Genomic DNA, 25,008 nt, shown 5'->3' on the forward strand with positions numbered 1-25,008 from the left:
CCGCAGATTAGACTGCGATAAAAAAAGAGGGTATCTCAAAAGTATTATGACACTTTCGACACACCCTCTCAACAAGCTATTGTAATTTCATTACATTACACCATACTGAGTCCACAAATCTTGAATCGCAGACGATAAGTATGGAGTATTTTGTACGATATTGATTGCAATTGAAGACTGTTGAATTGGCGTTTGAATTTCACTTACAGGAATCACGGCTCCAATGTATAACAAAATAAAAACGATGATATACACTTCAACGAATCCAAGTGCACCTCCGCCCCATTTATTTAACTGGCGCAGAATGGGCAGTTCGGTTAAAGCCGTTAAAACAGAGCCTGCAAGGCGAAGTACAATGTGAGTAGCAAAAAATAAAATCGCAAATGCAATCATTCGATAAAAAGCGTCTTCTATCGTTCCAGAATCAAATACAAACGATGCGACACTTTGCTGCTGAATATTGTCCGGAAACGGAATCAACAAGCGAAGTCGGCTTGCCAAATCTCCACTAAACATATAAGCGACGATAAACGAAACCGCAAAACTGACAATATGAATGAGCTGCAAAATAAATCCTCTTTTAAGACCTGTTACAAAGCCTAAAAGAAGCAATATAATTAAAATGATATTAAGCATTGACTCAGTCATTCCTCTTTTCCATAAAGTTTTTGTTCAAGTCTCTCATAGTCTTCTTTCAGTTTTATATATTCGTGTACAGCATTCACAGCTGTTAATACTGCTAATTTATTGATATCTAAAGAAGGGTTTTTAGTACTGATTTCACGCATTTTTTCATCCACTATAGAGGCGACAAGTCGAATATGGCTTGTACTTTCGCTACCGACGATGCTGTACTGCTGACCAAAGATGTCAACTGTCGCACGTGTTTTATCTTGTCTTGACACGAGAAAATCCTCCGTTCCACGAAAAATCCTAATCCCTATCATACCACGAAGAAGACTTCAATGGAAACATATCTATATTTAAGCTATCATAAGGGATAGTGCTTATAAAGTAAACTAAAATACCCCGAAAGGAGTGAAGCATTATGTCACATGCTGTTATTAAGGTATCAGCTGATCAAATAGCTAAAATGAAGCTTCATTACACATCCTATCTGCAGCCTAAACTGCCGCAGGGAAGTATTTTTTCGGCTAAAACTCCCGGCTGTTCTATCACTGCGTACCGCTCTGGAAAAATACTTTTTCAGGGAAAAGAAGCTGAAACAGAAGCGGCTAAGTGGGGAGGCTCTTTAGATGCTGCGAAAAAGGCTCCTGTCTCACACCTCCCATCAAACTTCAGCTCACTATCGGTCATCGGTTCTGACGAGGTAGGGACGGGAGATTATTTTGGTCCTATGACCGTAGTTGCTGCCTATGTTCAAAAAGAGCAGCTTCCTTTGTTAAAAGAATTAGGAGTACGAGATTCAAAAGAGTTAACGGATGCTAAAATTATTGAAATTGCCAAACAGCTTGTTTCGTTTATTCCCTATAGTTTGCTTGTTTTACATAACGAAAAGTATAATGCATTTCAAGAAAAAGGAATGTCACAAGGTAAAATGAAAGCTCTATTGCACAACAAAGCTTTATCCAACGTGTTAAAAAAATTGGATCCTGAAAAACCTGATGCCATTTTAATTGACCAGTTTGTCGAAAAAAACACCTATTATAAACACGTGGTAAAGGAAAAAGAGATTATCAAAGAAAATGTCTTTTTCAGTACAAAAGGAGAAAGCGTTCATTTATCTGTAGCTGCTGCTTCCATTATTGCCAGATACGCATTTTTAAAACAAATGGATTTGCTGACGGAAAAGACCGGGATGGTTATTCCTCGCGGAGCTGGCGCACAAGTTGATATCGCTGCTGCTAAAATTATTAAGAAACATGGCGTCAATGCGCTGAACTCTTTAGCTAAAATTCATTTTGCTAATACAGAAAAAGCTTTAAAATTAGCTAAAAAATAAGAGATGTGGAAATCCACATCTCTTTTCTTATTCTTATGAACGAAGCGTTGCACCAAATTCTTTTTCTACAGCTTCTAACACTGCACCATGTGCTTTTGCTACTTCTTCATCTGTTAATGTACGTTCAGGATCTAAGTAACGTAAAGAGAAAGCTACAGATTTCTTGCCTTCTTCCATACGCTCGCCTTCATATAGATCAAATACCGTCACGTCTTTTAAAAGTTCTCCGCTCGTCGTATAGATGACGCGCTGAACTTCTCCTGCAAGAACGTTTTTATCTACCACAAGTGCAATATCACGTGTAATAGATGGGAATCTTGGAATAGCTGAATAACGAACTTCTTCGACATCTGCAGCTAATAGCTCTTGAAGGTGTAATTCAAATACGTATGTTTCACGAAGACCATACTGTTTCTGAGCAACAGGATGAACTTGACCTACGTATCCAATTTCTTTTTCATCTAACCATACAGCCGCTGTACGTCCAGGGTGCATACCGTCTTTTTTAACGGGAGCATATGAGATTCGTTTCTCCAAACCAAGCTGTGCAAATAACCCTTCTAGTACACCTTTAATCACATAGAAATCAACGACTTTCTTTTCACCTTGCCAGCCGTGAGCATGCCATAGACCCGTGATTGCACCAGCTACGCGCTCCTGCTCATCCGGTAATTCTCCTTCACCTTTAGATAAGAACACTGAGCCTGTTTCGTATAGCGCAATAGAATCCGACTGACGAGCATTATTATGCTTCACTGCTTCTAGCAAATGAGGCACTAAGCTTTGACGAAGGATACTGCGATCTTCACTCATCGGCATTGCTAAACCAATCGTACTTGTTGCATTTAGTGCAAACTGAGTAGCTTTTTCAGCGCTCGTTAGCGAATATGTTGTCGTTTGTGCTAATCCCGCACCTTCTAAGAAACGGCGAACTTTACGGCGTCCAAGCTGATACTCTGTTAGTTTTCCTGGCGTTGCCACTGTCACAGGAAGCGTTGTAGGAAGGTTGTCATAGCCATACATACGCGCTACTTCCTCGACGATATCTTCTTCAATTGTAATATCGCCTCTACGAGTTGGCACTGTTACAACAATGGTTTCGTCTTCCACTTTGTTTTCAAATTGAAGACGGTTCATAATGTCTTGTACTTCTTCCATTGATAGCTCTGTACCAAGCACATCGTTAATACGTCCAAGTGACACAGCTACAACAGCAGGTTCCACAGTTAGTGTATCTACTTCTACAGTACCGCTTACCACTTCACCTGAAGCGTATTCAGCCATTAATTCTGCTGCGCGGTCAGCAGCTACACGCGTACGGTTAGGATCAATTCCTTTTTCAAAACGAGCGCTTGCCTCACTGCGAAGACCGTGGTCTTTTGAAGCTTGGCGAACCGTTAAGCCTTTGAAGTAAGCTGATTCAATGAGAACATTTACCGTATCGTCTTTTACTTCGGAGTTCGCTCCGCCCATTACACCTGCAAGAGCTACCGGCTCACTGCCGTTTGTAATGACAAGCTGATTGTCTTTTAATACGCGCTCTTGATCATCAAGTGTTACAAACTTTTCGCCTTCTGACGCGTGACGTACAACAATTTCTTTTGAACCAAGACGATCATAGTCAAAAGCATGCAGCGGCTGGCCGTATTCAAGCAAAATATAGTTGGTAATATCAACAACGTTGTTATGAGGTCGAATACCAGCTGCCATTAAACGCGTTTGCATCCATAATGGTGACGGAGCAATTTTTACGTTTTTCACAACGCGCGCTACGTAAAGCGGATTGTCTTCTTTTGCCTCTACTTTAACGGAAATATAATCAGCTGCTTGCTCATCAGACGTTTGCACGTTTACTGACGGATACTTCACTTCACGACGTAAAATAGCAGCCACTTCATGTGCTACACCTAACATACTTAAGCAGTCTGACCGGTTTGGTGTTAGCCCTAGTTCTAATACTTCATCGTTTAAGTTTAATGCATCTAGTGCATCCGCTCCTACTTCAGCATCGCTTGGGAACACGAAGATACCTTCTTGATAATCTTTTGCCACAAGCTTGCTTTCAATGCCAAGCTCTTGAAGAGAACAAATCATACCGTTCGATTCTTCACCGCGAAGCTTAGCACGCTTGATTTTAAAGTTACCTGGAAGTACAGCTCCCACTTTTGCAACCGCTACTTTTTGACCTTGTGCCACGTTCGGTGCTCCGCACACGATTTGAACGATTTCTCCTCCGCCAAGATCTACTTGACAGCGGCTTAATTTATCAGCATTCGGATGCTGTTCACGTTCTACAACGTGACCAATTACCACTCCGCTGATGCCTTTATTTAAGTTTTCTACACCTTCAACTTCAATTCCACTTTTTGTGATTTTATCTGCTAACTCTTCTGCCCTTACGCCTGATAAGTCAACATACTCTTGTAACCAACGATAAGATACAAACATCGTAGTCCCTCCTTTATACTTGTTTAAATTGATCTAAGAAACGAACATCATTTGTATAGAAATGACGAATATCATCCACGCCGTGTTTTAACATAGCAATACGCTCTACACCGATTCCAAAAGCAAAACCACGATATTTAGTTGAATCGTATCCAGCCATTTCAAGAACATTTGGATGAACCATGCCAGCTCCTAAAATTTCAATCCAGCCTGTTTGTTTACACACATTACAGCCTTTACCTCCACATTTTGCACACGATACGTCTACTTCTACAGACGGCTCAGTGAATGGGAAGAAACTTGGACGAAGACGAATTTCACGGTCTGCACCGAACATCTTTTTCACAAATACTTCAAGCGTGCCTTTTAAATCGCTCATACGAATGTTTTCGTCTACTACAAGACCTTCAATTTGCATGAATTGATGAGAATGCGTAGCATCATCGTCATCGCGGCGATACACTTTACCTGGGCAGATAATTTTAACAGGTCCTTTGCCTTCATTCTTGTTCATAACACGAGCTTGAACAGTTGATGTATGCGTACGAAGAAGCGTTTCTTCCGTAATATAGAACGTATCTTGCATATCACGTGCTGGGTGACCTTTTGGCAAGTTCAGCGCTTCGAAATTATAGTAGTCCTGCTCTACTTCCGGTCCTTCTGCTACTTCATAGCCCATTCCTAAGAATAAATCTTCTACTTCTTCAACCACGCTTGTTAGCGGGTGATGCGTACCTGCTTTAACAGGGCGTCCTGGCAGCGTTACGTCGATTGTTTCTGAAGCAAGTTTACGCTCTACCTCAGCTGTTTCTAACGCCGTTTGCTTTTCTTCAATTTTAGATGCAATAGCTTCACGCACTTCATTTGCAAGTGCTCCCATTACAGGACGCTCTTCAGCTGAAAGTTTTCCCATACCGCGAAGTACTTCTGTGATAGGGCCTTTCTTTCCTAAATAAGCTACGCGTACGTCGTTTAATTCTTTTAAAGCACTTGCTGCTTCGACTTTTGCAATTGCTTCTTGTTGAAGTTCTTGTAAACGTTCTTTCATCACTTATTCCTCCTTTTAACGTAAAAAATGACAAATAAAAAAACCTCCTCCCAAAAAAGGGACGAGGATTAGTCGCGTTACCACCCTTGTTAACTATATACACAGACGTATACAGTTCACTTCATTCAAGTTAACGGAATCTCCGGAACACCTTTACATCTATGTAAGATGGTCTAAGTGTCAACTCAAGAGGTGAATTCACTTATTACATTTATAAAAATGCTTTCAGTCGCGGCATTTTCTCCCTGCATAAACGGACATAAGCTACTGCTCTCTTTCATCGTTTTTTACATATGTAACTATTGTATTATTATAGTGAAAACACGTTCTCGATGCAACTACATTCCGCGTAAATAATAAAGTAAGATTCCAGAAGCGATGGCAACATTTAGCGACTCGCTCTTTCCATAGATGGGAATGTACAGATTCTGATCCGTTTGTTCCAGCACTTTCTCGCTTACGCCGTTTCCTTCATTTCCCACAATCAGCGCAAATTTGTTTGAAGGTTTTACGTGTGTGTAGACCTTTCCATTTTGTAACGACGTGCCGTAAACTGCGATGCCTCTTTCTTTTAACAGTGAAATCATTTCGAGTAAATCGCCTTTTACAATTGGAAGATGAAAAATAGCTCCTTGCGTTGAACGAACGACTTTTGGGTTGTACACATCCACGCTGCCCTCTCCAACGATAATAGCGTCCACTCCGGCAGCATCAGCAGTTCGAATAATCGTACCTAGGTTACCTGGATCTTGCACCGCATCTAAAAGCAATACTTTCTGTGCTGTATGAATGATTTCTGCATGCTTCGTTTGAAAACACACAGCGATAATTCCTTGAGGTGTTTCGGTGTCAGATAATAATTTGATTATTGCTTCGTTGACAACGGTTATTTCGATACCGTCTATGTTCCACTGTGCTGGCACTTCGATCGATTCGCGTATAATTAGTTCCTTTACGCAATCCTTATTTTTGATAGCTTCTTCGACTAAATGAAAGCCTTCTACCATAAAAAGGCCCTGCTTATCACGGTCTTTTTTATTATGCAGCTTTTTCCACGCTTTTACCTGCGGATTTTTAACTGAATCAATTTGTTTCACAAACATAACTCCTTTATCTATATAAAAATAAATAGTTCGATTACATTTTGCTCAATAATCATTAGATAAGTTTCACTTTATTGTACATAGAAATCGCAAAGAAAACAAAAACTATTGGTAACTTTACGATAGCTGAGGTGAAAATGATGGATCTTAATTTACGAAATGCTGTTATTGCAAATGTTTCAGGAAACTCAAAAGAAGAGCTTGAAGCTACAATTTCTGACGCTATTCAAAGCGGCGAAGAAAAAATGCTCCCTGGACTTGGTGTTTTATTTGAGGTGCTTTGGGAAAAGTCTCCAGAATCAGAAAAAGAAGAAATTCTGACAACGCTTGAAAACGGTTTAAAATAAATAGCCTTGTCCTATGTACAGCAAAAAGCTCATTCTCCTAGGAGAATGAGCTTTTTTTAATTATACGTAATTGCGTTCACCGTATTTCGGTCTAAGCGTTTAATTACTTCCGCAATTAATTTAACTGCATTTTCATAATCATCACGATGAAGCATCGCTGCATGAGAATGGATATAACGAGTTGCGATCGTAATCGAAAGTGCTGGCACCCCGTTAGCTGAAATATGGATAGAACCTGAGTCCGTACCGCCTCCGGCGATTGCATCAAATTGATATGGAATATTTAATTCATCTGCCACATCTACCACTGTATCTCGAAGTCCTTTATGAGAAACCATGGAAGCATCATATAAAATGATTTGCGGACCCTCTCCCATTTTAGAAGATGCTTCTTTATCAGAAACACCAGGTGTATCTCCAGCGATGCCGACATCAACAGCAAATGCAATATCCGGTTCAATAAAGTTAGCGGATGTTTTTGCACCTCGAAGTCCAACTTCTTCTTGCACAGTTCCTACACCATACACAACATTTTCATGTGTTTCATTTTTTAAAGCTTTTAATACATCGATAGCGATTGCACAGCCGATACGGTTATCCCAGGCTTTCGCTAGCAGCATCTTTTCGTTGTTCATAACCGTAAATTCGAAATAAGGCACAACCTGATCACCAGGTTTCACTCCCCACTCCGCTACTTCTTCTCTGCTAGAGGCACCAATATCGATGAACATATCTTTAATGTCAACTGGCTTTTTACGAACTTCTGGAGGCAGGATATGAGGAGGCTTTGAGCCAATAATCCCCGTCACCTCTCCTTTAGATGTAACGATGGTTACGCGTTGAGCAAGCATCACTTGAGACCACCATCCGCCTACCGTTTGAAAACGAATAAAGCCGCGTTCATCAATTTGAGTCACCATAAAACCTACTTCATCTAAGTGACCAGCTACCATAATTTTAGGCCCTTGTTCGTTGCCCACTTTTTTTGCAATCAAACTGCCTAGCCCATCCGTCGTTACTTCATCTGCATAAGGTGCAATATATTTCTTCATAACCTCACGCGGTTCACGCTCATTGCCAGGAATTCCTTTTGCATCTGTTAGTGCTTTAAGCATCGTCAATGTTTCATCTAACTTTGTCATATGGATTACCCCTTTCATATGTATACCTCTATTATAGCTAAAAAGAGGTTGAAGTAAAATTTCCCATCCCTTTATTTCTAGTATCCTTGTTCTTGGCGTTTAAAATTCACTTCATTTTTTGAGATGTACGCCTTTTCGATATGTTCAGCGGAAAAACCAAACATATCGCCAAGCGTCATGTAAGATACAAACATGTCCACATAGCTTTCTTTCGACTGATCCTGCTCGAAAGCAGCAACTTGTGCAAATACCTGTAAAAATTGTGCTGTTTTTGAATCACTTGCTTTTGCATTTGGTAACTCAGTTAAATCATCGTATCCTTTTTCAATCCCTAAAGAAAGGATAAAATGTACGCCGTCCACAAATTCTTCTAAAATAACAGCGTCTTCAGCCGGAGGTTTGACGCTCCAAAATTTGAAGCAGCGCGTTTCGTTTGCCAGCTCTCCCATTTCGACAAGCAGTGCTAAAAGCTTTCTCGGAATCAAATCTTCCTTTTGAAGCTCATGCTTATCCTCTATATGCTGATCCAGCTGGCGCTGCATGGTAAATAGCTGTTGTAAATTCAATGTAATCACTCCTGTAATTATGTATATCTTCTTCTTTTTAAACCAATAAAGAAATTATATCAAAAATCATGAAACTTTTTAGAAACTCGAACGTAAAGTAAGAAAACTGTGCCTTGTAAAGGAGGGAGCGTTATGTTTGTTATTGTTATCGTTCGCGTGTTCATTTTCGCGCTTGTTGCTTACACACTATTAAAGCTGGTTCAGCATTTTCGCAGTCCAAAGCGGAAGCTTGTAGCTGCTCAGGAACATCAGCAATTTTTTGTCGTTGACGAAAAAACGAATATCCGCAAAAATTTTCTACTAACGTATAAAGGTATTTTATTTGAAGGAGAAAAATACAGCAATCCCAATGAACCAGAATCTTTGTCAATTACAATGGTGTTAACAGATCCATCTCGATTACATGAACTGCAAAAACAAGATTTCAAGCTGCTGGAAAGCCACGTACACGAAATGTATCCAAATGCTCCTATTCGCTGGAAAAGCCCCGTTCGAGAATTTTTACACTGAGCACAAAATCATTTGTGCTCAGCTGATAACAAAAAAGAAAAGTAAATCAAGAGCAGCAAGAATAGGAAAACCTACTGTAAACGATGTATGCTTCGTTTTATGACGATAGCAATACATACCAATCAGTCCTCCAAGAGCTCCTCCGATAGCAGCTACCGTCCACAGTGTGCTTTCGGCAATTCTCCACTCATGTCTTTTCGCTTTTTGTTTATCTCTATACATCATTCCTACCCCTACTATATTAATAGCAATAAAATAGGTAAGCAGCAGTTCATTCATGATAGGTCCTCCGATAGCAAAAAAGCCTCATCATCTAAAGATGACGAGACTTTATATTCATTACTTATCTAAGCCTTTTTTAGCAGCAGTTGCTAATTCAGCAAATGCTTTTTCATCAGCTACAGCTAAGTCAGCAAGCATTTTGCGGTTAACTTCAATACCTGCTAATTTTAAACCGTGCATTAAACGGCTGTAAGAAAGACCGTTCATACGAGCAGCTGCATTAATACGTGTGATCCATAATTTACGGAAGTCACGTTTTTTCTGACGACGGTCACGATAAGCATACATGTGAGATTTCATAACTTGCTGATTAGCAACTTTATATAATCTATGCTTCGAACCGAAGAAACCTTTAGCTAATTTTAAAACTTTTTTACGACGTTTGCGTGTTACTGTACCGCCTTTTACGCGTGGCATAATTGTTTACCTCCTGTATTGTTTCTATCTCAACCCAAATTACTTAATGTTATCTAATAAGTGACGGATACGTTTGAAGTCACCTTTGCTTACTAAAGAACCTTTACGTAATTTACGCTTTTGTTTTGTAGATTTGTTAGCGAATAAATGGCTTGTATAAGCACGAGCACGTTTTAATTTACCGCTTCCAGTCTTTTTGAAACGCTTTGCAGCGCCACGATGTGTTTTCATTTTTGGCATGGGGTGTTCCTCCTCGTTCTATTACTTTTCGTTTTTAGGTGCCAAGACTAAGAACATGCTGCGGCCTTCCATTTTAGGAGCCGATTCAACTGAACTTACATCTTCGCAAGCTTGTGAAAAACGTTCAAGTACTTTTTGGCCAATCCCTTTATGAGTAATGGCACGACCTTTAAAGCGAATAGACGCTTTCACTTTGTCACCTTTTTCAAGGAACTTGCGTGCGTTACGAAGTTTAGTGTTAAAATCATGTTCATCAATTGTTGGACTTAAACGAACTTCTTTTAAGTTTACAACTTTTTGGTTTTTACGAGCTTCTCTTTCTTTACGTTGTTGCTCATAGCGGAATTTACCGTAGTCCATAATACGACATACCGGCGGTTTCGCATTTGCAGCAACCATTACTAAGTCAAGATTTACTCGTGAAGCAATTTCTAATGCTTCATTTTTTGATTTAATTCCTAATTGTTCACCGTTTTGATCAATTAGACGAACTTCGCGAGCTCGAATGCCCTCGTTTACCATCATGTCCTTGCTAATAAGTAGCCACCTCCAAGGTTTAATGAGCGAATACGCTTGCTTAGACCGATTATTAACTCACACAAAAAAGTGTGAGTACATACTGCACCCACACTTCTATCGTTTTAATTAAGATACGATGTACCTGCTAACTGCTCTATGCGTCACTCAGGTGAGAAGCGGGTGCTTCTTCTTCTGTATAAACAAGTATTCAATTACTTAAGCTATTATAGTATCAACAAAGACAAAAGTCAATGATTTCGTTCTTTTTTCACAACAAAAATTATTGTATCAAAGGAAAAACATTTATGCAACAGTTTTTTATAAATGTTAGATAAAAAAGCAGAGAATTTCAATTCTCTGCTTTTTTCATTAGCGAGATGCTTCTGCTTTTACATTTTGTAAAAAGGCTTGGAAGTCCACTGTTTCTGAATTCTGCTCACCGTATTTACGTACGTTTACTGCTTTATCTTCTACTTCTTTATCCCCTACAACAAGCATATAAGGAATTTTTTGCATTTGAGCCTCACGGATTTTATAGCCGATTTTCTCATCGCGAGAATCAAGTTCCACACGAATACCCGCCAGCTGAAGCTGTTCTTGCACTTCTTTTGCATACTCAAGGTGAACGGTAGGTGATACCGGAATCACTTGAACTTGTACAGGTGCTAACCACGTTGGGAAAGCTCCTTTGTATTCTTCGATTAAGAAAGCTACAAAACGTTCCATTGTTGACACCACGCCGCGGTGAATAACAACCGGTCGATGTTGTTTTCCGTCTTCTCCTACATACGTTAAATCAAATCGTTCAGGAAGTAAGAAATCCAATTGAACCGTAGATAGCGTCTCTTCTTTACCAAGCGCTGTTTTAACTTGAACGTCTAGTTTTGGACCGTAGAATGCCGCTTCGCCTTCAGCTTCATAATAATCAAGGTCAAGCTCATCCATTGCGTCTTTTAACATGCTTTGTGCTTTTTCCCACATTGCATCATCATCAAAGTATTTTTCTGTATCTGCAGGGTCACGGTAAGATAGACGGAATGAATAATTTTCAAATCCAAAATCTTTATAAACCGCTTCAACTAAGCGAACTACACGAATAAATTCTTCTTTGATTTGGTCGGGACGTACAAAGATATGCGCATCATTTAGCGTCATGCCTCGAACACGCTGAAGTCCTGATAATGCTCCTGACATTTCGTAGCGGTGCATCGTTCCAAGCTCAGCAATACGGATTGGAAGCTCACGATAGCTGTGAATACCTTGTTTGTAAACCATCATGTGATGAGGACAGTTCATCGGACGAAGAACCAGGTCTTCGTTATCCATTTCCATTGCAGGGAACATGTCATCTTGGTAGTGCTCCCAGTGACCAGACGTTTTGTAAAGTTCTACACTTCCGAGCACTGGAGTGTAAACGTGCTGATAACCAAGGCTTACTTCTTTATCTACGATATAACGCTCGATAATACGGCGGATCGTCGCACCTTTTGGAAGCCATAAAGGCAGACCTTGTCCTACTTTTTGAGAATTTGTAAATAAGTTTAGCTCTTTACCAAGTTTACGGTGATCACGTTCTTTTGCTTCTTCAAGAAGACGAAGATGCTCGTCTAAATCTGCTTTTGTAAAGAATGCTGTACCGTAAATACGCTGCAGCATTTGATTATCGCTGTCTCCGCGCCAATAAGCACCCGCCACGCTTAATAGTTTAAATTCTTTAATTTTGCCTGTTGACGGCACGTGCACACCTCGGCAAAGGTCAAAGAATTCGCCTTGTTGGTAAATCGTAACCTTTTCACCTGCTGGAATCGCATCGATCAATTCAAGCTTCAGTTCATCGCCAACTTCTTTAAAAAGTTGAATGGCTTCTTCACGAGAAACTTCTTTTCGTTCAATTTCAATATTTGAATTAACGATTTTTTTCATTTCTTTTTCAATTTTACCTAAATCTTCAGGAGTAATTGATTCTTCCATATCGATGTCATAGTAAAAACCGTTTTCGATAACCGGCCCTACACCTAGCTGTACTTTTGTATCTTTGTATAAACGTTTGATTGCTTGAGCCATTAAATGCGCTGTACTGTGACGCATAATTTCAAGCGCTTCAGGAGCATCTTGCGTAATGATTTCAAGACTGCCATCTTCTTCGATTGGCGTACGTAAATCCAGCAGCTCGCCGTTTACTTTGCCTGCTAATGCTTTTTTCTTTAATCCCGGGCTAATAGAAGCCGCAATATCTTCTGTTGATGATCCTTTTGGATACTCTTTAACAGCTCCATCAGGGAATGTCATTTTGATTACTTCTGACACAACTTTCCACTCCTTTAACATAACTGAATAAACTTTTTGTAAAAACAAAAAACTCGTCCCTTATCAAAAGGGACGAGTTGTGTATACACGCGGTACCACCCTTGTTTCCTCTTCGTATCTTGGATAACCCAAAGAACCCGAAGCGGCTCGAGGTTTTATAACGGAAATTCCGTCAGTAATTACTAGAGGCTCTGCTCGTTTACTACTGAAGTTTAGAGGTGGTAAGAATATATTCCGTGTTAGGAGATTTTCAGCCTAGATCTCCCTCTCTACAAACCGTAAATATAGACTCATGTCCTCATCATAACTTGTAACATATAGCTGTTTTTCAATATGCATTTATTATATTCATTTTCAAAATAGAAATCAACCTTTCACGTTATATTTTGCTTTTGATCAAAAGGAAATTCATTTTTTTCGTATAACATAACTTTTTCTTGGAAGATATTTTGAATGGTATAAACAAAATCATGATCATGCTGGTCGCTATACAGATGAATAGCAGCTGGAGATAAACTTAGCAAAGGCGCGATAATAGTTGAGTCTATGTATAATGATTCTTGTTCAGATAAAAAGGCCTCTGCTAGAGCTGCACATTCACGTTCAGGAACATATCTACTGTTGTGGTCGTACAACACAAACTTGTTTTTATTCACGTGCATTACATACACGTTACCTGTAGATGACTGTCTTTCATTAGCTGCTTGACGCAGCTGATGAATAAGAATTTGATAGTCTTGTTCAAGCTTATATTCATCAATCGCCAGCTCGGCATAATAGCGCAGCCGCTCTTGATATTCTTTTAAACGGAATTGGAGAAAAGACTCAAAGGTGAATGTTACATTATGAATGAAGAAATCTTGAAGAGCCTGGCGGATAAGTAATTCTCTTGGAAGAGAAAATGTTTTTTGCGGAATTTCGCCTCTCTCTCCTTCCATAATCCCCCCCATAATTTGAAGCAGCAAATCTTGTTCTTCCTCTTCTGAATAGAAAAATTGTTCTTTTAATATGTTTACCATCATCTTTTTTTCTTTCTTTTTTAAAATTACGTGCGTTAATACCGGTATCACCATGTCTTGTAAAATGGCCTCTCTATTGTATGTCTCATCAATGACTAAAAGCTGATTATTCACCAGCTTCAAGCACTGTGAACCATATGATAAAGCGCTTCGCTTCGCGCATAAAGACTCATATACAATGACTGCGTCTTCTACATATTTAAAGAATATTTTCATTCCTCATAGCCCCCCTTTGGACACGCTTTATTAATGTATATGGGGCAACATGCAAAAAAATGAGCAAGTCGTTACAAGAAATGTAAAACGACCTGCTCATCTATTTCGTTTATTCTCTCCATTCATTTCAACAGGAATGGCTAGAGACTTAATTCGTTCCATGACACGAGCGGCTTTTAGCTCTTCCTGCTCGCCTCTTTGGGTATAAGTCAAATGATGTTGAAGCTCTTTAAAATTTAAATTCGAGCTGAAAAATGTCGGCAAATTTTCGAGCATGCGGAATTGTAAAATGGTTCCGAGCACATCGTCTCGCATCCAGCTCGTTACGGATTCTGCTCCGAGATCATCAAGCATAAGAACCGGTACTTTTTTAACATACTCTATTTTCTCATTAAAGCTTTGATCTTGAAACGAACCTTTTAACTCACGCAAAAACTCCGGGACGTATAAAATTGTGGACTTCACTTTCTTTTCGGCTAACGCATTGGCAATTGCTCCAAGAAAATACGTTTTCCCCACACCAAACGAACCGTGTAAATATAAAGCTTTCATTTTCTTATTTGGCTCATATTCTCGAACAAAATCTCTTACTAGTTTAATGGCTTCAAATCTTCCCTGCTCAATTTCAATATCAGACATCGTTGCCTGTAAAATTTCTTTGGGCACGTACATACACTGAATAAAAGATTCTTGTTCTTTCCGCTCATCTTCTTGTACTTTTCTAGGACAGCGTTCATACTGTAAATCAATATTACGGCCTTTTACAACCAGCTGAGGGTGATACCCCTTCACCATATTGACACAGCTTTGCAGAGAAGGACACTTGTCACAGCATTTGCTTTGGTCGATAAATTCATGCATCTTCATCAGACCTCGGTCAACCATTTGCTCATCTAACTCATGGCGATGCTCTTGCAGAAACGTTTTAACTTCGGGATTAGATAGAATACTGTTTCTTAATGCTTCTAAGCGTGCTTTAAAATCCTTTTTGTTCACCAACTGATTTAGTGAATCATTGATAGGCTTCATCTTTTTCACCTCATCTCTATCATACCTGCTTTTTATTCTTTATGCTTTTGTTTTAGCTCTTGATCTAACTGCTTGAGCTCTTCTTGTAGCTTTCGTTTTTCTTCTTCAAATCCATCCACTTCTTTTGAAGGCTGCTTTTTCTCTTCTTTTTCTTCATCGCTCAGCCACTCTGGCACCATTTCTTTACGCACAATTTTTCGTCCGGCCGTTTTTTTATTTTGCTTTGCTTCGGTCCAATTCTGATATTCTTTCTGTTCATTTTTAGCTAAATTCATGGCATCTTGAACAGTTTGTACCTTTTTGCGCGCCCAGTGTCCAGCAATTTTCTCTACATAGCTCTTAGATAATTTCATATCGGATCTTAGCATAACATAGTAAATCAGAACATTTACTACCCCTGGTGAAAGCTTTTGATTAAACATCACTTCTTCAATCATTTGCAAATCTGCTTTTGATGGCTCTGCTCCCCCTGAAAACTCGATCAACAGCTGTCGAGGAGAGGTGACTTCAAGCTGTTGAATGAGCTGCTCTTCCTTCGTCTGAGGCTGCTTTTCCTGCATGGTACGAAGCATAGGAGGCTGAATTTGTTCGCTTAGATTTGGAAGTGCTTCTCCATTTTCAAATTGGTAAAAGGACTGTGCTGCTTTTCTAAGCAATTCAATATCAACTTGATCGTTCTCATTTAGCGAATCGAGCACTACATTTTTCATTTGAAGAGGATCGATGCCGTATAAAAAGGCTAGCTTTTCAATCGCTTGTTTTACTTTAGATGTAATGGACCTTTTCGAAATCATTGAATCTGTTAGGCCTGCTAAAAATAAATCAAAATCAAAGGAATCCGGGCTCATCTCAATAGAAGCACGGTTTGAAGAATCCATAAAGTCTGTTTGAGCATCGGGAGAAAATACATCCTTGCTTTCAGACTGAAAACTTGGAGCCAGCTCTGTTGCTTTAACTGATTTAAATACATCGTTAAATGAATGCGTCACATCTTTGAACGATTGGTCATCGACGAGTGAATCAGAAAAATAATTTTTTACTTTTTGAAAGATAGATTTTCCGAGTCGGTTATATAAATATACATTTAACACGCCATCGTTAAAAAACTGATGGGGCGTCAGAGGAGGAATGAGCTCATAAATAAACACACGAACATCATCTTCTTCCTTAATATATGTTTTTAACAAACCAATGCCTTCTAATTTTAACCGCTCATGGTAAATAGCTTTCAAATTAATTTGCATCATTGACATTAGATGATGATGCGTAGACTCTTTCCCCCATAAACGATCTTGTTCCAGCTCGCTCCATAACGTCATATACAGACCAAAGCACGTTGTACCCACCAACGGCTGATAGAGCATGGTTAAAATCTTTCGGTCGTATTCCTGCAGTATGCCGTTCGAACGAACAACATAACGATCGACCGGTATCATTTCTTTCCAATGTTGTTCTTTCATGTCGTTCCCTACCTACTTTTAAAGTAATAGAAATGACAAAAAAAGAGCCTAAAGAATACTTCAATAGCTCTTTTACAGTCGTTCCTTCTTAATTAAATCTTTTAATTCATCAATAAATACATTGATGTCTTTAAATTGTCGGTATACAGAAGCAAATCGAACATAAGAGACTTCATCGATAGCAGCTAATCGCTCCATCACCATTTCTCCTACCACATCTGACTGCACCTCTGATGTACCCTGACTGCGCAGCTCTGTTTCAATATCGTGTACGGTATCTTCTAATTGTTTTAAGCTTACTTGGCGTTTTTCGCACGCCTTGATTAACCCTCGAAGGATTTTGTCTTTGCTGAACTCTTCTCTCGCTCCATCTTTTTTTACAACAATTAACGGAAGTTCTTCTACTTTCTCAAAAGTTGTAAAACGATAGTGACACTCTTCGCATTCACGTCTTCTACGAATAGAGCGGCCTTCTTCTACAGGGCGCGAGTCCAGCACTCTCGTTCCATTGTAATGACAGGATGGGCACTTCATATTCTCAGCTCCAATAATAAACCTTGTTTTTCTTTTTGTTTTCTCTTATATAAGTTAATTTCCATCTATGTTAGTCGGCTATTCACCATTTATTATGATTTTTATCATCATTTCCTTTAACAAACACGATGCTGTATTAAAGGATTTGCTTTATTCCATCTTATAGAAAACAAGGCTTGAATACAAGTAAAGGAAAAGGAATTTCCCCATTTTATTTCCTGAAATTCAAAAATGATAAGGAACTTACGAAGAAAGAGGAATAAGTTTTTGATCAAAGCTCTTATAAAGCGTACGTACAAGTTCTTTACTAAAACCAAAATCAACCGGCACCACTTTTGATTCTGTTGTAGCAGAAAAATCGATAGCGGTTTCAAGAGGACGTACGTTAATAATGGTAATCACAACAAAAGCTTTTCTTCCTTTTACAACGTTTAAGCTAATCTCTCCTCGCTCTTCATATGCAGCAAGTATCTCTATCCCTTGCATGTGCTTCAACATTTCATGAACTTGCTTAAATGCATTCCCGGCCGTTGTTTTGTAATAATGCGTTTTTAGAGTCGGATCTGAATGGTGATCGCTTGTTTCTACATGATTAGAAAATAAAGATTTAACTGCTTGTACTACCCCCATGTTCTTATCCCCTTTGTGTTTGCGTATTAAAAATTTATATACCAAAAAGAGGTGTGTAATACACCTCTTAACTTACGTAATCAATCGACACTATTAAAGTGCATTCGCTTTAGTTTGTTTTACCTGAACAGGACCCATTCCACGTGGTAATTCAATTGTTTCACGTGTCTGTGCACTTAGAGCATCTGCAATATAATCTGCTGCGATTGTAGGATCTAAATGACCACAAGTATAAACATCGATACTTGCATAACCATGCTCTGGGAAGCTGTGAATCGTTAAATGTGATTCTGAAATAATAACAACGCCACTTACACCTTGAGGTGCAAATTTATGGAACGCTACTTCGCGAACTTCCGCACCAGATTTTAAAGCTGCATCAACAAACGTTTTTTCAATATAATCAATATCATTTAACTTATCGAAATCGCATCCCCATAATTCTGAGATGACATGACGACCCATTGTTTCCATAATGATATTTCCCCCTTTAACAATTTTTAATCGTTAAACATGAAGTTCTTTCGCCATATAGCATGTTAACTACCACGGGGGAAAGTTAGTCCAAAGAGGTCCTAACCCTTTAAGTAGCCACATCACCGAAAGGTACACAAGAAGTTCACGAAACATAGTATACTTTGTTTACATTTATTTTGCAATACGTGTTTTGATTTTATTAAAGATTGTTCTTGCAGATAGACCTATACAAATTACCCCTGTATTCTCGTGAGACAGTGTGTAAAAGCTGCTAAACGACTATTAATTTTTTATTAAAATTGAGGAAAATAAACACTCCTTTGCATGCTTATCTTATTGCTTTTCCCTATTCTTTCGAATAAAAACAAAAAAAACAGGGCGACAGCTCCCTGTTTTTTTAAAAGCAATCAATAGCTTTCTTAGCTTACTCTTATTTTTGATCCATTACGCATTTCTGCAGCAATATATCTTACCAAATCGACTACGCGCTGCGAGTAGCCCCACTCGTTATCGTACCAAGCTAACACTTTAATTTTATGATCTTCCATTACGATCGTGGATAGTCCATCTACAATAGCTGAATGAGGATTTGTATTAAAGTCAATTGATACGAGTGGTTCCATTGTTAAATTTAAAATATTCTTTAATGGTCCTTCAGCAGCTTTAATAAACGCTAAATTAACATCTTCCATCGTCACAGGTTTCCTTACATCCACAACTAAATCGACAAGCGATACGTTCGGCGTTGGCACACGAAGCGCCATCCCATGAAGTTTTCCTTTTAAATGAGGAAGAACTAATGAAAGTGCCTTGGCTGCTCCAGTGGTTGTAGGAATAATTGATTGAGCACATGCACGAGCTCTTCGCAAATCTTTATGCGGATTATCGATATTCTTTTGATCATTTGTATATGCATGAACGGTCGTCATTAAACCGTTTTCAATTGTGAACGCTTCGTCTAGTACCTTGACAACTGGAGCTAGACAATTTGTCGTACAAGAGGCATTGGAAATAATGTTATGCTGATTCACATCAAACTCTCGTTCATTTACGCCCATCACAATGGTGATATCTTCTTGTTTACCCGGTGCCGTTAAGACAACTTTTTTCGCACCTGCTTCAATATGTAACTGCGCTTTTTCTCTTGAATTAAATTTTCCCGTTGCTTCAACAACTAGATCAATCCCAAGCTCTTTCCAAGGCAAATTCAGCGGATCACGTGAATTTAATAGCTGAATTCTTTTACCGTTAACAATTAGCGCATCATCATCACATTTGACATCTCCATTAAATGCTCCGTGTATAGAGTCATATTTGATTAAATGTGCTAACGTTTCTGCTGGATAAGATGCATTTATTGCAATAATATCTAAATTCTCCTCTATAATCGCTGTGCGAAACACCATTCTTCCTATTCTCCCAAAACCATTAATGGCAATACGTGCTTTCATGGCTATACCCCTCTCTATATGTGTTATACTATTTAACTTTTTATATTGAATAGTATAACATAAATATTTAAAAAGTGAATAATATTAATTTTTTTTAATAAATTATTTTAATTAAGTTTTACTATATGTATATAGCGAGAACAGATATTTAACACATTCTTTTTTAGAAGCCCTTAAATATTCCCAATAAAAAAAGAGTGAATGCAATCATTCACTCTTTAATCTAGCCATAGGGCTAATATACTTAAAAGCTGTTGTTTTGTTTCTTCCACAGGACCGTTGTTATTGATCACCGCATCGGCTAAGGCTACTTTTTGAATCAAAGGCAGCTGTGCATGGATACGTGCATAAGCATCCTCCGTCGAGAGGTTATTACGCGACTTTAACCTTTCTAGCTGCACAGACTCATCGACATATACAACCACTACTTTATCGACTAAATGTGTCAAATCGCTTTCAAACAGCAGCGGAATATCTAATACAACGGCTTCGTAACCTTCCTCTATATAGCTTTCCTTTTGAGAAAGCATTTCTTTTCTTACGGCAGGATGTACAATTGCATTCAACTTTTTACGTTCTTCCTCTTGATAAAACACAATTTCTCCTAAAGCCGCTCGATTGATCTCCGCGTTCTCGTGAAGAATAGAACGGCCGAACGTCTCGACAATTTGTTTGTATGCTTCTTTTCCTGGTTCTACGACTTCTTTTGCAATGTGATCAGCGTCGATTACTGGAATATTGATATCTCGTAGCATTCCGGTTACCGTACTTTTCCCGCTTGCAATTCCGCCTGTTAATCCAATTACAATTGACATCGGCCTCTCCTTTATCTCTTTATTTAAAATCTAAAAATACCTAAAATAATGAGCAGAACTCCTGGTACAAATGAGAACATTTTCATCCATGATAAACGTGAAAAAACCTTACCAAATTGTATGCCCGCACTTAAAAAAAGAGAACTCATAAGAGCTACAGCAATTGCTAGAGCATACGGCGAATAACCTAATAAAGCCGCTCCAAACCCCGCTCCAAATGCATCAAGAGATAATGCAATTCCAAGTATAAATGCTTCAATACCATTGATGGAACCTGAATTATCTAAATCTGCTGCAATTGGCTTTTTTAATACGTTAATGACTAGGCCAATTGACTTAATTTCAATTTTTACTAATGTTTTTTCTTCTTTCACTCGAGGTGAATCTGCCGGACAAAAAAACTGGTATAAAATCCACATCCCAAGCAGAACAAGAATACCTCCGCCTACTTTATTTAGTACATCCACTGAAAATAGATGCGTAAGTACTTTTCCTAAAAACATAGAAAACATTAAAGAAAATGCTGAGCAACATGAAATAATAAAAATGGATTTCAGCGGGATTTTCACCTTTCGAAGTCCGTATGTCAGGCCAACGCTAAAGCTGTCAAGACTTACGGCAAAAGCAAGAATAAGTAAAGAAAATGTTATCATGATGAGAGGACTCCTTTCCTTTCTGTCTATACGTAGTATATGAAAGGAGCCCATCCATTGTTATTTTTTAGCCGGCTGACAATTTGGGCAGATATGTGTTCCTCTACCGCCTACAACAAATTTTTCAATTGGGGTACCGCACATTTTACAGGATTCGCCTTTTCTTCCGTACACATAAAGCTGCTGCTGAAACATGCCTATTTGTCCCTGTGTATTTACATATGTGCGAATTGTGCTGCCTCCTTGTTTCACAGCTTCTTGAAGAGTCGCTACAATTTCTTTGTACAATTTTTCATACTCTTCGTCTGTTAATTGGCTGGCCACTCGTTCAGGATGAATCCCTGCGCGAAACAGTGCTTCATCTACATAAATATTTCCAAGCCCAACCACGACATTTTGATCGAGTAAAACCGGCTTGATTTTTCGAGAGGTTTTTCCGATTCTCATTTTTAATTGACTAGGATTAAATGTTTCGTCAAACGGTTCAGGTCCAAGGCCAATAAGAGGAGGAAACAGATCTTCCTCTCCCTTTTTAAATAAGTGCATAGTGCCAAATTTCCTTACATCCCGGTATCGCAATTCCGTTCCATCCGTGAAGTGAAAAAAGACGTGTACATGCTTATCTGGTTCTTCTGCATTCTCATGGAGAGCATATTTACCTTCCATACGCAAATGAGAAACCATCGTATAATCATCGAGCACAATTTTCAAAAATTTACCTCTTCGTTCAACATCTCGAATGGTTTGTCCAACAAGCGCATCGCAAAACTGTTCAACTTGTTCAGGGCGTTTGATAATATTAGGCCATTTAACTGTTACACGCTCAATGGTCTTTCCACTGGCTAATTCAATTAACGTACGTCTGACGGTTTCAACTTCTGGTAATTCTGGCACGTTTGTCACATCCTTTTCCACTACTTTGCTTCGTACCAAGTCTTTCCGTAAGAATAATCTACTTTCAATGGAACTTCTAGCTCTAAAGCGTTCTCCATTACTTCTGGTACGATTTTCTCTAAAATTTTAATTTCTTCTTCTGGGGCTTCAAAAATCAGCTCATCGTGTACTTGAAGCAGCAGCTTAGCCTGAAGGTTTTCATCTTTTAAGCGCTTATCCATTTCAATCATTGCTTTTTTTATAATATCAGCTGCCGTCCCTTGGATAGGCGTATTCATAGCCGTACGCTCAGCGAAGCTGCGGAGGTTAAAGTTTCGGCTCGTGATTTCAGGCAAGTAACGTCGGCGGTGCAAGAGCGTTGTTACATATCCCTTTTCTTTTGCATCTCGTACAATCGTATCCATATACTCCTGTACACCAGGGAAGCTTTTTAAATAGCGTTCAATAAAAGTAGCCGCTGCTTTTCTTGTAATTCCTAAACTTTGCGATAAACCGTAATCACTGATGCCATAGACGATTCCAAAGTTAACTGCTTTAGCCTGACGGCGCATATTCGACGTTACTTCTTCTCTTTCGACGTGGAACACATCCATCGCTGTTTTCGTATGGATATCTAAGTCATGCTTAAACGCATCGATTAGCTTTTCATCATCTGCAATATGAGCCAGTACGCGCAGCTCAATTTGTGAATAATCCGCCGCAAATATTAACCAATCAGGCTGTGAAGGCACAAACGCACCTCTTATTTTTTTGCCTTCTTCAAGACGAATCGGGATGTTTTGCAAGTTAGGATCTACTGAGCTTAGCCTTCCCGTTTGAGTTAATGTTTGATTAAAGCGGGTATGAACTTTTCCATCGCTTTCATGAATAACCTTTTTTAATCCTTCAATATACGTAGACTGTAATTTTCCTAGCTGACGGTATTGTAAAATCTCTGGGATAATATCATGGGTACTAGCTAATTGCTCTAATACATCAGCTGATGTGGAATAGCCTGTTTTTGTTTTCTTTATGACTGGAAGCTGCATTTTTTCAAAAAGAACAACTCCTAGCTGCTTTGGCGAATTAATATTGAATTCTTGTCCAGCGTATTCGTAGATTTTCGCTTCAATTTTTTCAAGCTGTTCTCGAAGATCTTCGCCCATTTCATCCAAACGCGCGCGGTCAATTTTCACCCCTTGATATTCCATATCAGCAAGGACAATGGCAAGAGGCATTTCAAGCTTCTCAAACAGCTCAAACTGTTCATTTTCTACCAATTCTTTTTCTAGCACTTCTTTTAAATAAGCTACGGCGGCTGCTTTTCTTATAACATGCTCAGCTAGCTGATCAGCTTCTGCAATACTTCGCTTAGCTCCTTTTCCATACACAGCTTCATCTGATTGCACTTGATGGTATCCTTTTAATTTTGCAATTGTCGCTAGGTCATCATTTGCCTCAGCAGGATTCAAGATGTAAGAAGCAATCATTACATCATGTTCAATTCCTTTAATTTCATGCCCCGCCCATTTTAACGATACAATCGTACGTTTCCCATTAAACACCGTCTTTTTTACACGTCCATCTTCTAACCATGCTTTAAATTTAGAAGATGAAAGAGCTGTATCTTTATCAATAAAATAGTGGCCATTTTTGTTGCTGATTCCAAAACCGAGCAGCTGATTGTGATGGTAGTTTTCTTCATACCCTTCTACGATCAGAGCTGCTTCGCTTGTTAACATATCATCGTGAACTTCCTGCGCTACTTCAAACGTTAGTTCTTCAAAATCTGCTTCCTCTTCTGCTGATTCACCAAATTTAGCAAGCAAAGAATTAAACCCAAGCTCTTTAAATAATGAGATGACCTTTGAAGATTCAAACCCGTCATACTTTGCATCTTCTACAGATACTTCAAGAGGCGCTTCGCAATAAATAGTTGCAAGCTTTTTACTCATGATAGCTGATTCACGATTATCTTCTAGCTTTTCTTTTAATTTTTTACCGCTGACTTGATCGATAGATTTTAATACATTTTCAACCGTTTCGAACTCTTTTAATAACTTTAAGGCTGTTTTTTCGCCGACTCCGGGCACGCCTGGGATATTATCTGAGCTGTCCCCCATAAGGCCTTTCATATCAATAATTTGTGCAGCCGTAATACCATACTTCTCATCAATGGCTGCAGGCGTATAGGAATCGACATCCGTAATTCCTTTTCTCGTAATATCTACGGTTACATGTTCTGACACAAGCTGAAGTAAATCTTTATCACCAGAAATGACTTTTACGGCCATTCCTTTTTGTTCAGCTTGTTTTGAAAGCGTACCAATAATATCATCTGCTTCATAATCAGGCAGTTCATAGCGCTTAATCCCATATGCATCTAATAACTCACGAATAAAGGGAAACTGCTCTGAAAGTTCAGGAGGCGTCTTTTGTCTTCCTCCTTTGTATTCTGTAAATGTTTTGTGGCGAAACGTTGTTTTCCCTGCATCAAATGCCACAAGTAAATGTGTCGGCTTCTCTTCCTCTAAGATACGTGTCAGCATTGTAGTAAAGCCATATATGGCATTTGTATGTATTCCTTTATCATTGTTTAAAAGCGGCAAAGCAAAAAATGCACGGTAGGCAATACTATTCCCGTCAATTAATACTAGTTTTTGTGTCATTCATGTTCCTCCATTTCGCTCTCTTCTTATCTTACCTTTATTTTAGCAAACAATAAGCTTTAAGGACAAAAAGTAATCTTGAGTTCAACGTTTTATTTTCATGTGGTGATAAGATCTGTACATCATAAAATAAAAACACCGCCTAGTTATTTTAGGCGGTGTAACATGTGAATGGATAGAAATTGTCAAAAAGAATCGGCGAAAATAGCACGGTTAAAGCTATTTTCGCCTTACACATTGGCTCCTTGGATGAAGGGGTTTCCATGAAAAATTGTATCAATTAATTATTA

The 25,008-nt window shown here is 38.8% G+C and carries 26 protein-coding genes and 3 other annotated features; of the genes, 3 read left to right on the forward strand and 23 right to left on the reverse strand.

All coding sequences use genetic code 11. From position 1 onward, the window contains the following. Window positions 1-90: 90 nt before the first annotated feature. Together OK414_RS24790 and zapA are read right to left on the reverse strand one after the other, a co-directional pair. Entirely contained in the window at window positions 91-648 is a 558-nt protein-coding gene (locus tag OK414_RS24790; protein ID WP_014458067.1) for a CvpA family protein, read from the reverse strand. After that, the gene (gene zapA / locus OK414_RS24795) at window positions 645-905 is read right to left on the reverse strand and encodes a cell division protein ZapA (protein WP_013059415.1); all 261 of its coding nucleotides are present in this window, start codon (window positions 903-905) and stop codon (window positions 645-647) included. The genes OK414_RS24790 and zapA overlap by 4 nt, the downstream gene beginning before the upstream one ends. A gap of 143 nt (window positions 906-1,048) precedes the next feature. On the opposite strand from zapA, the gene rnhC reads away from it, so the two are divergent. Beyond that, window positions 1,049-1,963, forward strand: a complete 915-nt coding sequence (rnhC, locus tag OK414_RS24800; protein ID WP_034648698.1) for a ribonuclease HIII — start codon at window positions 1,049-1,051, stop codon at window positions 1,961-1,963. 33 nt (window positions 1,964-1,996) lie between these two features. Here rnhC and pheT read toward each other — a convergent pair whose 3' ends face one another. From pheT to OK414_RS24815, 3 genes are all read right to left on the reverse strand, one after another. Next, window positions 1,997-4,411: a phenylalanine--tRNA ligase subunit beta gene (pheT, locus tag OK414_RS24805; protein ID WP_263045126.1), complete on the reverse strand. Its 2,415-nt coding sequence runs from the start codon at window positions 4,409-4,411 to the stop codon at window positions 1,997-1,999. A gap of 13 nt (window positions 4,412-4,424) precedes the next feature. Further along, a complete protein-coding gene (gene pheS / locus OK414_RS24810) occupies window positions 4,425-5,459 on the reverse strand; it encodes a phenylalanine--tRNA ligase subunit alpha (RefSeq protein ID WP_034648692.1) in 1,035 nt (344 codons plus the stop codon). Window positions 5,460-5,513: 54 nt separating this feature from the next. Continuing rightward, window positions 5,514-5,749, reverse strand: a binding site (T-box leader). Window positions 5,750-5,797: 48 nt separating this feature from the next. After that, entirely contained in the window at window positions 5,798-6,562 is a 765-nt protein-coding gene (locus OK414_RS24815) for a TrmH family RNA methyltransferase (RefSeq protein WP_263045127.1), read from the reverse strand. A gap of 140 nt (window positions 6,563-6,702) precedes the next feature. On the opposite strand from OK414_RS24815, the gene sspI reads away from it, so the two are divergent. Next, window positions 6,703-6,909 (forward strand): small acid-soluble spore protein SspI, encoded by a 207-nt coding sequence (gene sspI, locus OK414_RS24820; protein WP_013059420.1) that lies wholly within the window; start codon window positions 6,703-6,705, stop codon window positions 6,907-6,909. A gap of 56 nt (window positions 6,910-6,965) precedes the next feature. On the opposite strand, the gene OK414_RS24825 is transcribed toward sspI, so the two are convergent. Together OK414_RS24825 and OK414_RS24830 are read right to left on the reverse strand one after the other, a co-directional pair. Beyond that, a complete protein-coding gene (locus tag OK414_RS24825; protein WP_016765694.1) occupies window positions 6,966-8,051 on the reverse strand; it encodes a M42 family metallopeptidase in 1,086 nt (361 codons plus the stop codon). A 77-nt stretch (window positions 8,052-8,128) separates the two neighbouring features. After that, entirely contained in the window at window positions 8,129-8,617 is a 489-nt protein-coding gene (locus OK414_RS24830) for a dUTP diphosphatase (protein ID WP_263045128.1), read from the reverse strand. Window positions 8,618-8,749: 132 nt separating this feature from the next. Between OK414_RS24830 and OK414_RS24835 the strand changes: the two genes are divergently transcribed. After that, window positions 8,750-9,127 carry a hypothetical protein gene (locus OK414_RS24835; protein WP_034648682.1) on the forward strand — a complete coding sequence of 126 codons (378 nt, stop codon included), beginning with the start codon at window positions 8,750-8,752 and terminating at the stop codon, window positions 9,125-9,127. Window positions 9,128-9,145: 18 nt separating this feature from the next. Here OK414_RS24835 and OK414_RS24840 read toward each other — a convergent pair whose 3' ends face one another. The 16 genes from OK414_RS24840 to polA all read right to left on the reverse strand — a co-directional run bounded on the left by OK414_RS24840 (window position 9,146) and on the right by polA (window position 24,718). Continuing rightward, window positions 9,146-9,406: a DUF1294 domain-containing protein gene (locus tag OK414_RS24840; protein WP_013085180.1), complete on the reverse strand. Its 261-nt coding sequence runs from the start codon at window positions 9,404-9,406 to the stop codon at window positions 9,146-9,148. A 60-nt stretch (window positions 9,407-9,466) separates the two neighbouring features. Further along, window positions 9,467-9,826 (reverse strand): 50S ribosomal protein L20, encoded by a 360-nt coding sequence (gene rplT, locus OK414_RS24845; protein WP_013059425.1) that lies wholly within the window; start codon window positions 9,824-9,826, stop codon window positions 9,467-9,469. A 39-nt stretch (window positions 9,827-9,865) separates the two neighbouring features. Next, window positions 9,866-10,066 carry a 50S ribosomal protein L35 gene (rpmI, locus tag OK414_RS24850; protein WP_013059426.1) on the reverse strand — a complete coding sequence of 67 codons (201 nt, stop codon included), beginning with the start codon at window positions 10,064-10,066 and terminating at the stop codon, window positions 9,866-9,868. Between the two features lie 21 nt (window positions 10,067-10,087). Then, window positions 10,088-10,591 carry a translation initiation factor IF-3 gene (gene infC, locus OK414_RS24855; RefSeq protein WP_013059427.1) on the reverse strand — a complete coding sequence of 168 codons (504 nt, stop codon included), beginning with the start codon at window positions 10,589-10,591 and terminating at the stop codon, window positions 10,088-10,090. 69 nt (window positions 10,592-10,660) lie between these two features. Beyond that, window positions 10,661-10,783, reverse strand: a sequence feature (ribosomal protein L20 leader region). Window positions 10,784-10,954: 171 nt separating this feature from the next. Next, a complete protein-coding gene (gene thrS, locus OK414_RS24860; RefSeq protein ID WP_211186090.1) occupies window positions 10,955-12,913 on the reverse strand; it encodes a threonine--tRNA ligase in 1,959 nt (652 codons plus the stop codon). 44 nt (window positions 12,914-12,957) lie between these two features. Then, window positions 12,958-13,206 (reverse strand) — a binding site (T-box leader). A gap of 60 nt (window positions 13,207-13,266) precedes the next feature. Continuing rightward, a complete protein-coding gene (ytxC, locus tag OK414_RS24865) occupies window positions 13,267-14,127 on the reverse strand; it encodes a sporulation protein YtxC (RefSeq protein ID WP_034648675.1) in 861 nt (286 codons plus the stop codon). Between the two features lie 96 nt (window positions 14,128-14,223). Next, window positions 14,224-15,156 carry a primosomal protein DnaI gene (gene dnaI / locus OK414_RS24870; protein WP_013059430.1) on the reverse strand — a complete coding sequence of 311 codons (933 nt, stop codon included), beginning with the start codon at window positions 15,154-15,156 and terminating at the stop codon, window positions 14,224-14,226. A 32-nt stretch (window positions 15,157-15,188) separates the two neighbouring features. Continuing rightward, window positions 15,189-16,616 (reverse strand): replication initiation and membrane attachment family protein, encoded by a 1,428-nt coding sequence (locus OK414_RS24875; protein ID WP_263045129.1) that lies wholly within the window; start codon window positions 16,614-16,616, stop codon window positions 15,189-15,191. Window positions 16,617-16,688: 72 nt separating this feature from the next. Further along, the gene (gene nrdR / locus OK414_RS24880) at window positions 16,689-17,150 is read right to left on the reverse strand and encodes a transcriptional regulator NrdR (protein ID WP_013059432.1); all 462 of its coding nucleotides are present in this window, start codon (window positions 17,148-17,150) and stop codon (window positions 16,689-16,691) included. A gap of 243 nt (window positions 17,151-17,393) precedes the next feature. Beyond that, window positions 17,394-17,780 (reverse strand): hypothetical protein, encoded by a 387-nt coding sequence (locus tag OK414_RS24885; RefSeq protein ID WP_013085185.1) that lies wholly within the window; start codon window positions 17,778-17,780, stop codon window positions 17,394-17,396. Window positions 17,781-17,873: 93 nt separating this feature from the next. After that, window positions 17,874-18,254, reverse strand: a complete 381-nt coding sequence (gene speD / locus OK414_RS24890; RefSeq protein ID WP_013059434.1) for an adenosylmethionine decarboxylase — start codon at window positions 18,252-18,254, stop codon at window positions 17,874-17,876. 422 nt (window positions 18,255-18,676) lie between these two features. Beyond that, window positions 18,677-19,708, reverse strand: a complete 1,032-nt coding sequence (locus tag OK414_RS24895) for a glyceraldehyde-3-phosphate dehydrogenase (RefSeq protein WP_016765702.1) — start codon at window positions 19,706-19,708, stop codon at window positions 18,677-18,679. Between the two features lie 218 nt (window positions 19,709-19,926). Further along, entirely contained in the window at window positions 19,927-20,523 is a 597-nt protein-coding gene (gene coaE, locus OK414_RS24900) for a dephospho-CoA kinase (protein WP_098314691.1), read from the reverse strand. Between the two features lie 23 nt (window positions 20,524-20,546). Continuing rightward, window positions 20,547-21,176, reverse strand: a complete 630-nt coding sequence (ytaF, locus tag OK414_RS24905) for a sporulation membrane protein YtaF (RefSeq protein WP_016765704.1) — start codon at window positions 21,174-21,176, stop codon at window positions 20,547-20,549. A 60-nt stretch (window positions 21,177-21,236) separates the two neighbouring features. Beyond that, window positions 21,237-22,070: a DNA-formamidopyrimidine glycosylase gene (gene mutM / locus OK414_RS24910; protein ID WP_013085189.1), complete on the reverse strand. Its 834-nt coding sequence runs from the start codon at window positions 22,068-22,070 to the stop codon at window positions 21,237-21,239. Between the two features lie 20 nt (window positions 22,071-22,090). Beyond that, complete coding sequence (polA, locus tag OK414_RS24915; protein WP_034648666.1) at window positions 22,091-24,718, reverse strand: DNA polymerase I; 2,628 nt, start codon at window positions 24,716-24,718, stop codon at window positions 22,091-22,093. Window positions 24,719-25,008 lie beyond the last annotated feature (290 nt).

Source organism: Priestia sp. JV24 (assembly GCF_025910025.1).
Lineage (GTDB): Bacteria > Bacillota > Bacilli > Bacillales > Bacillaceae_H > Priestia > Priestia megaterium.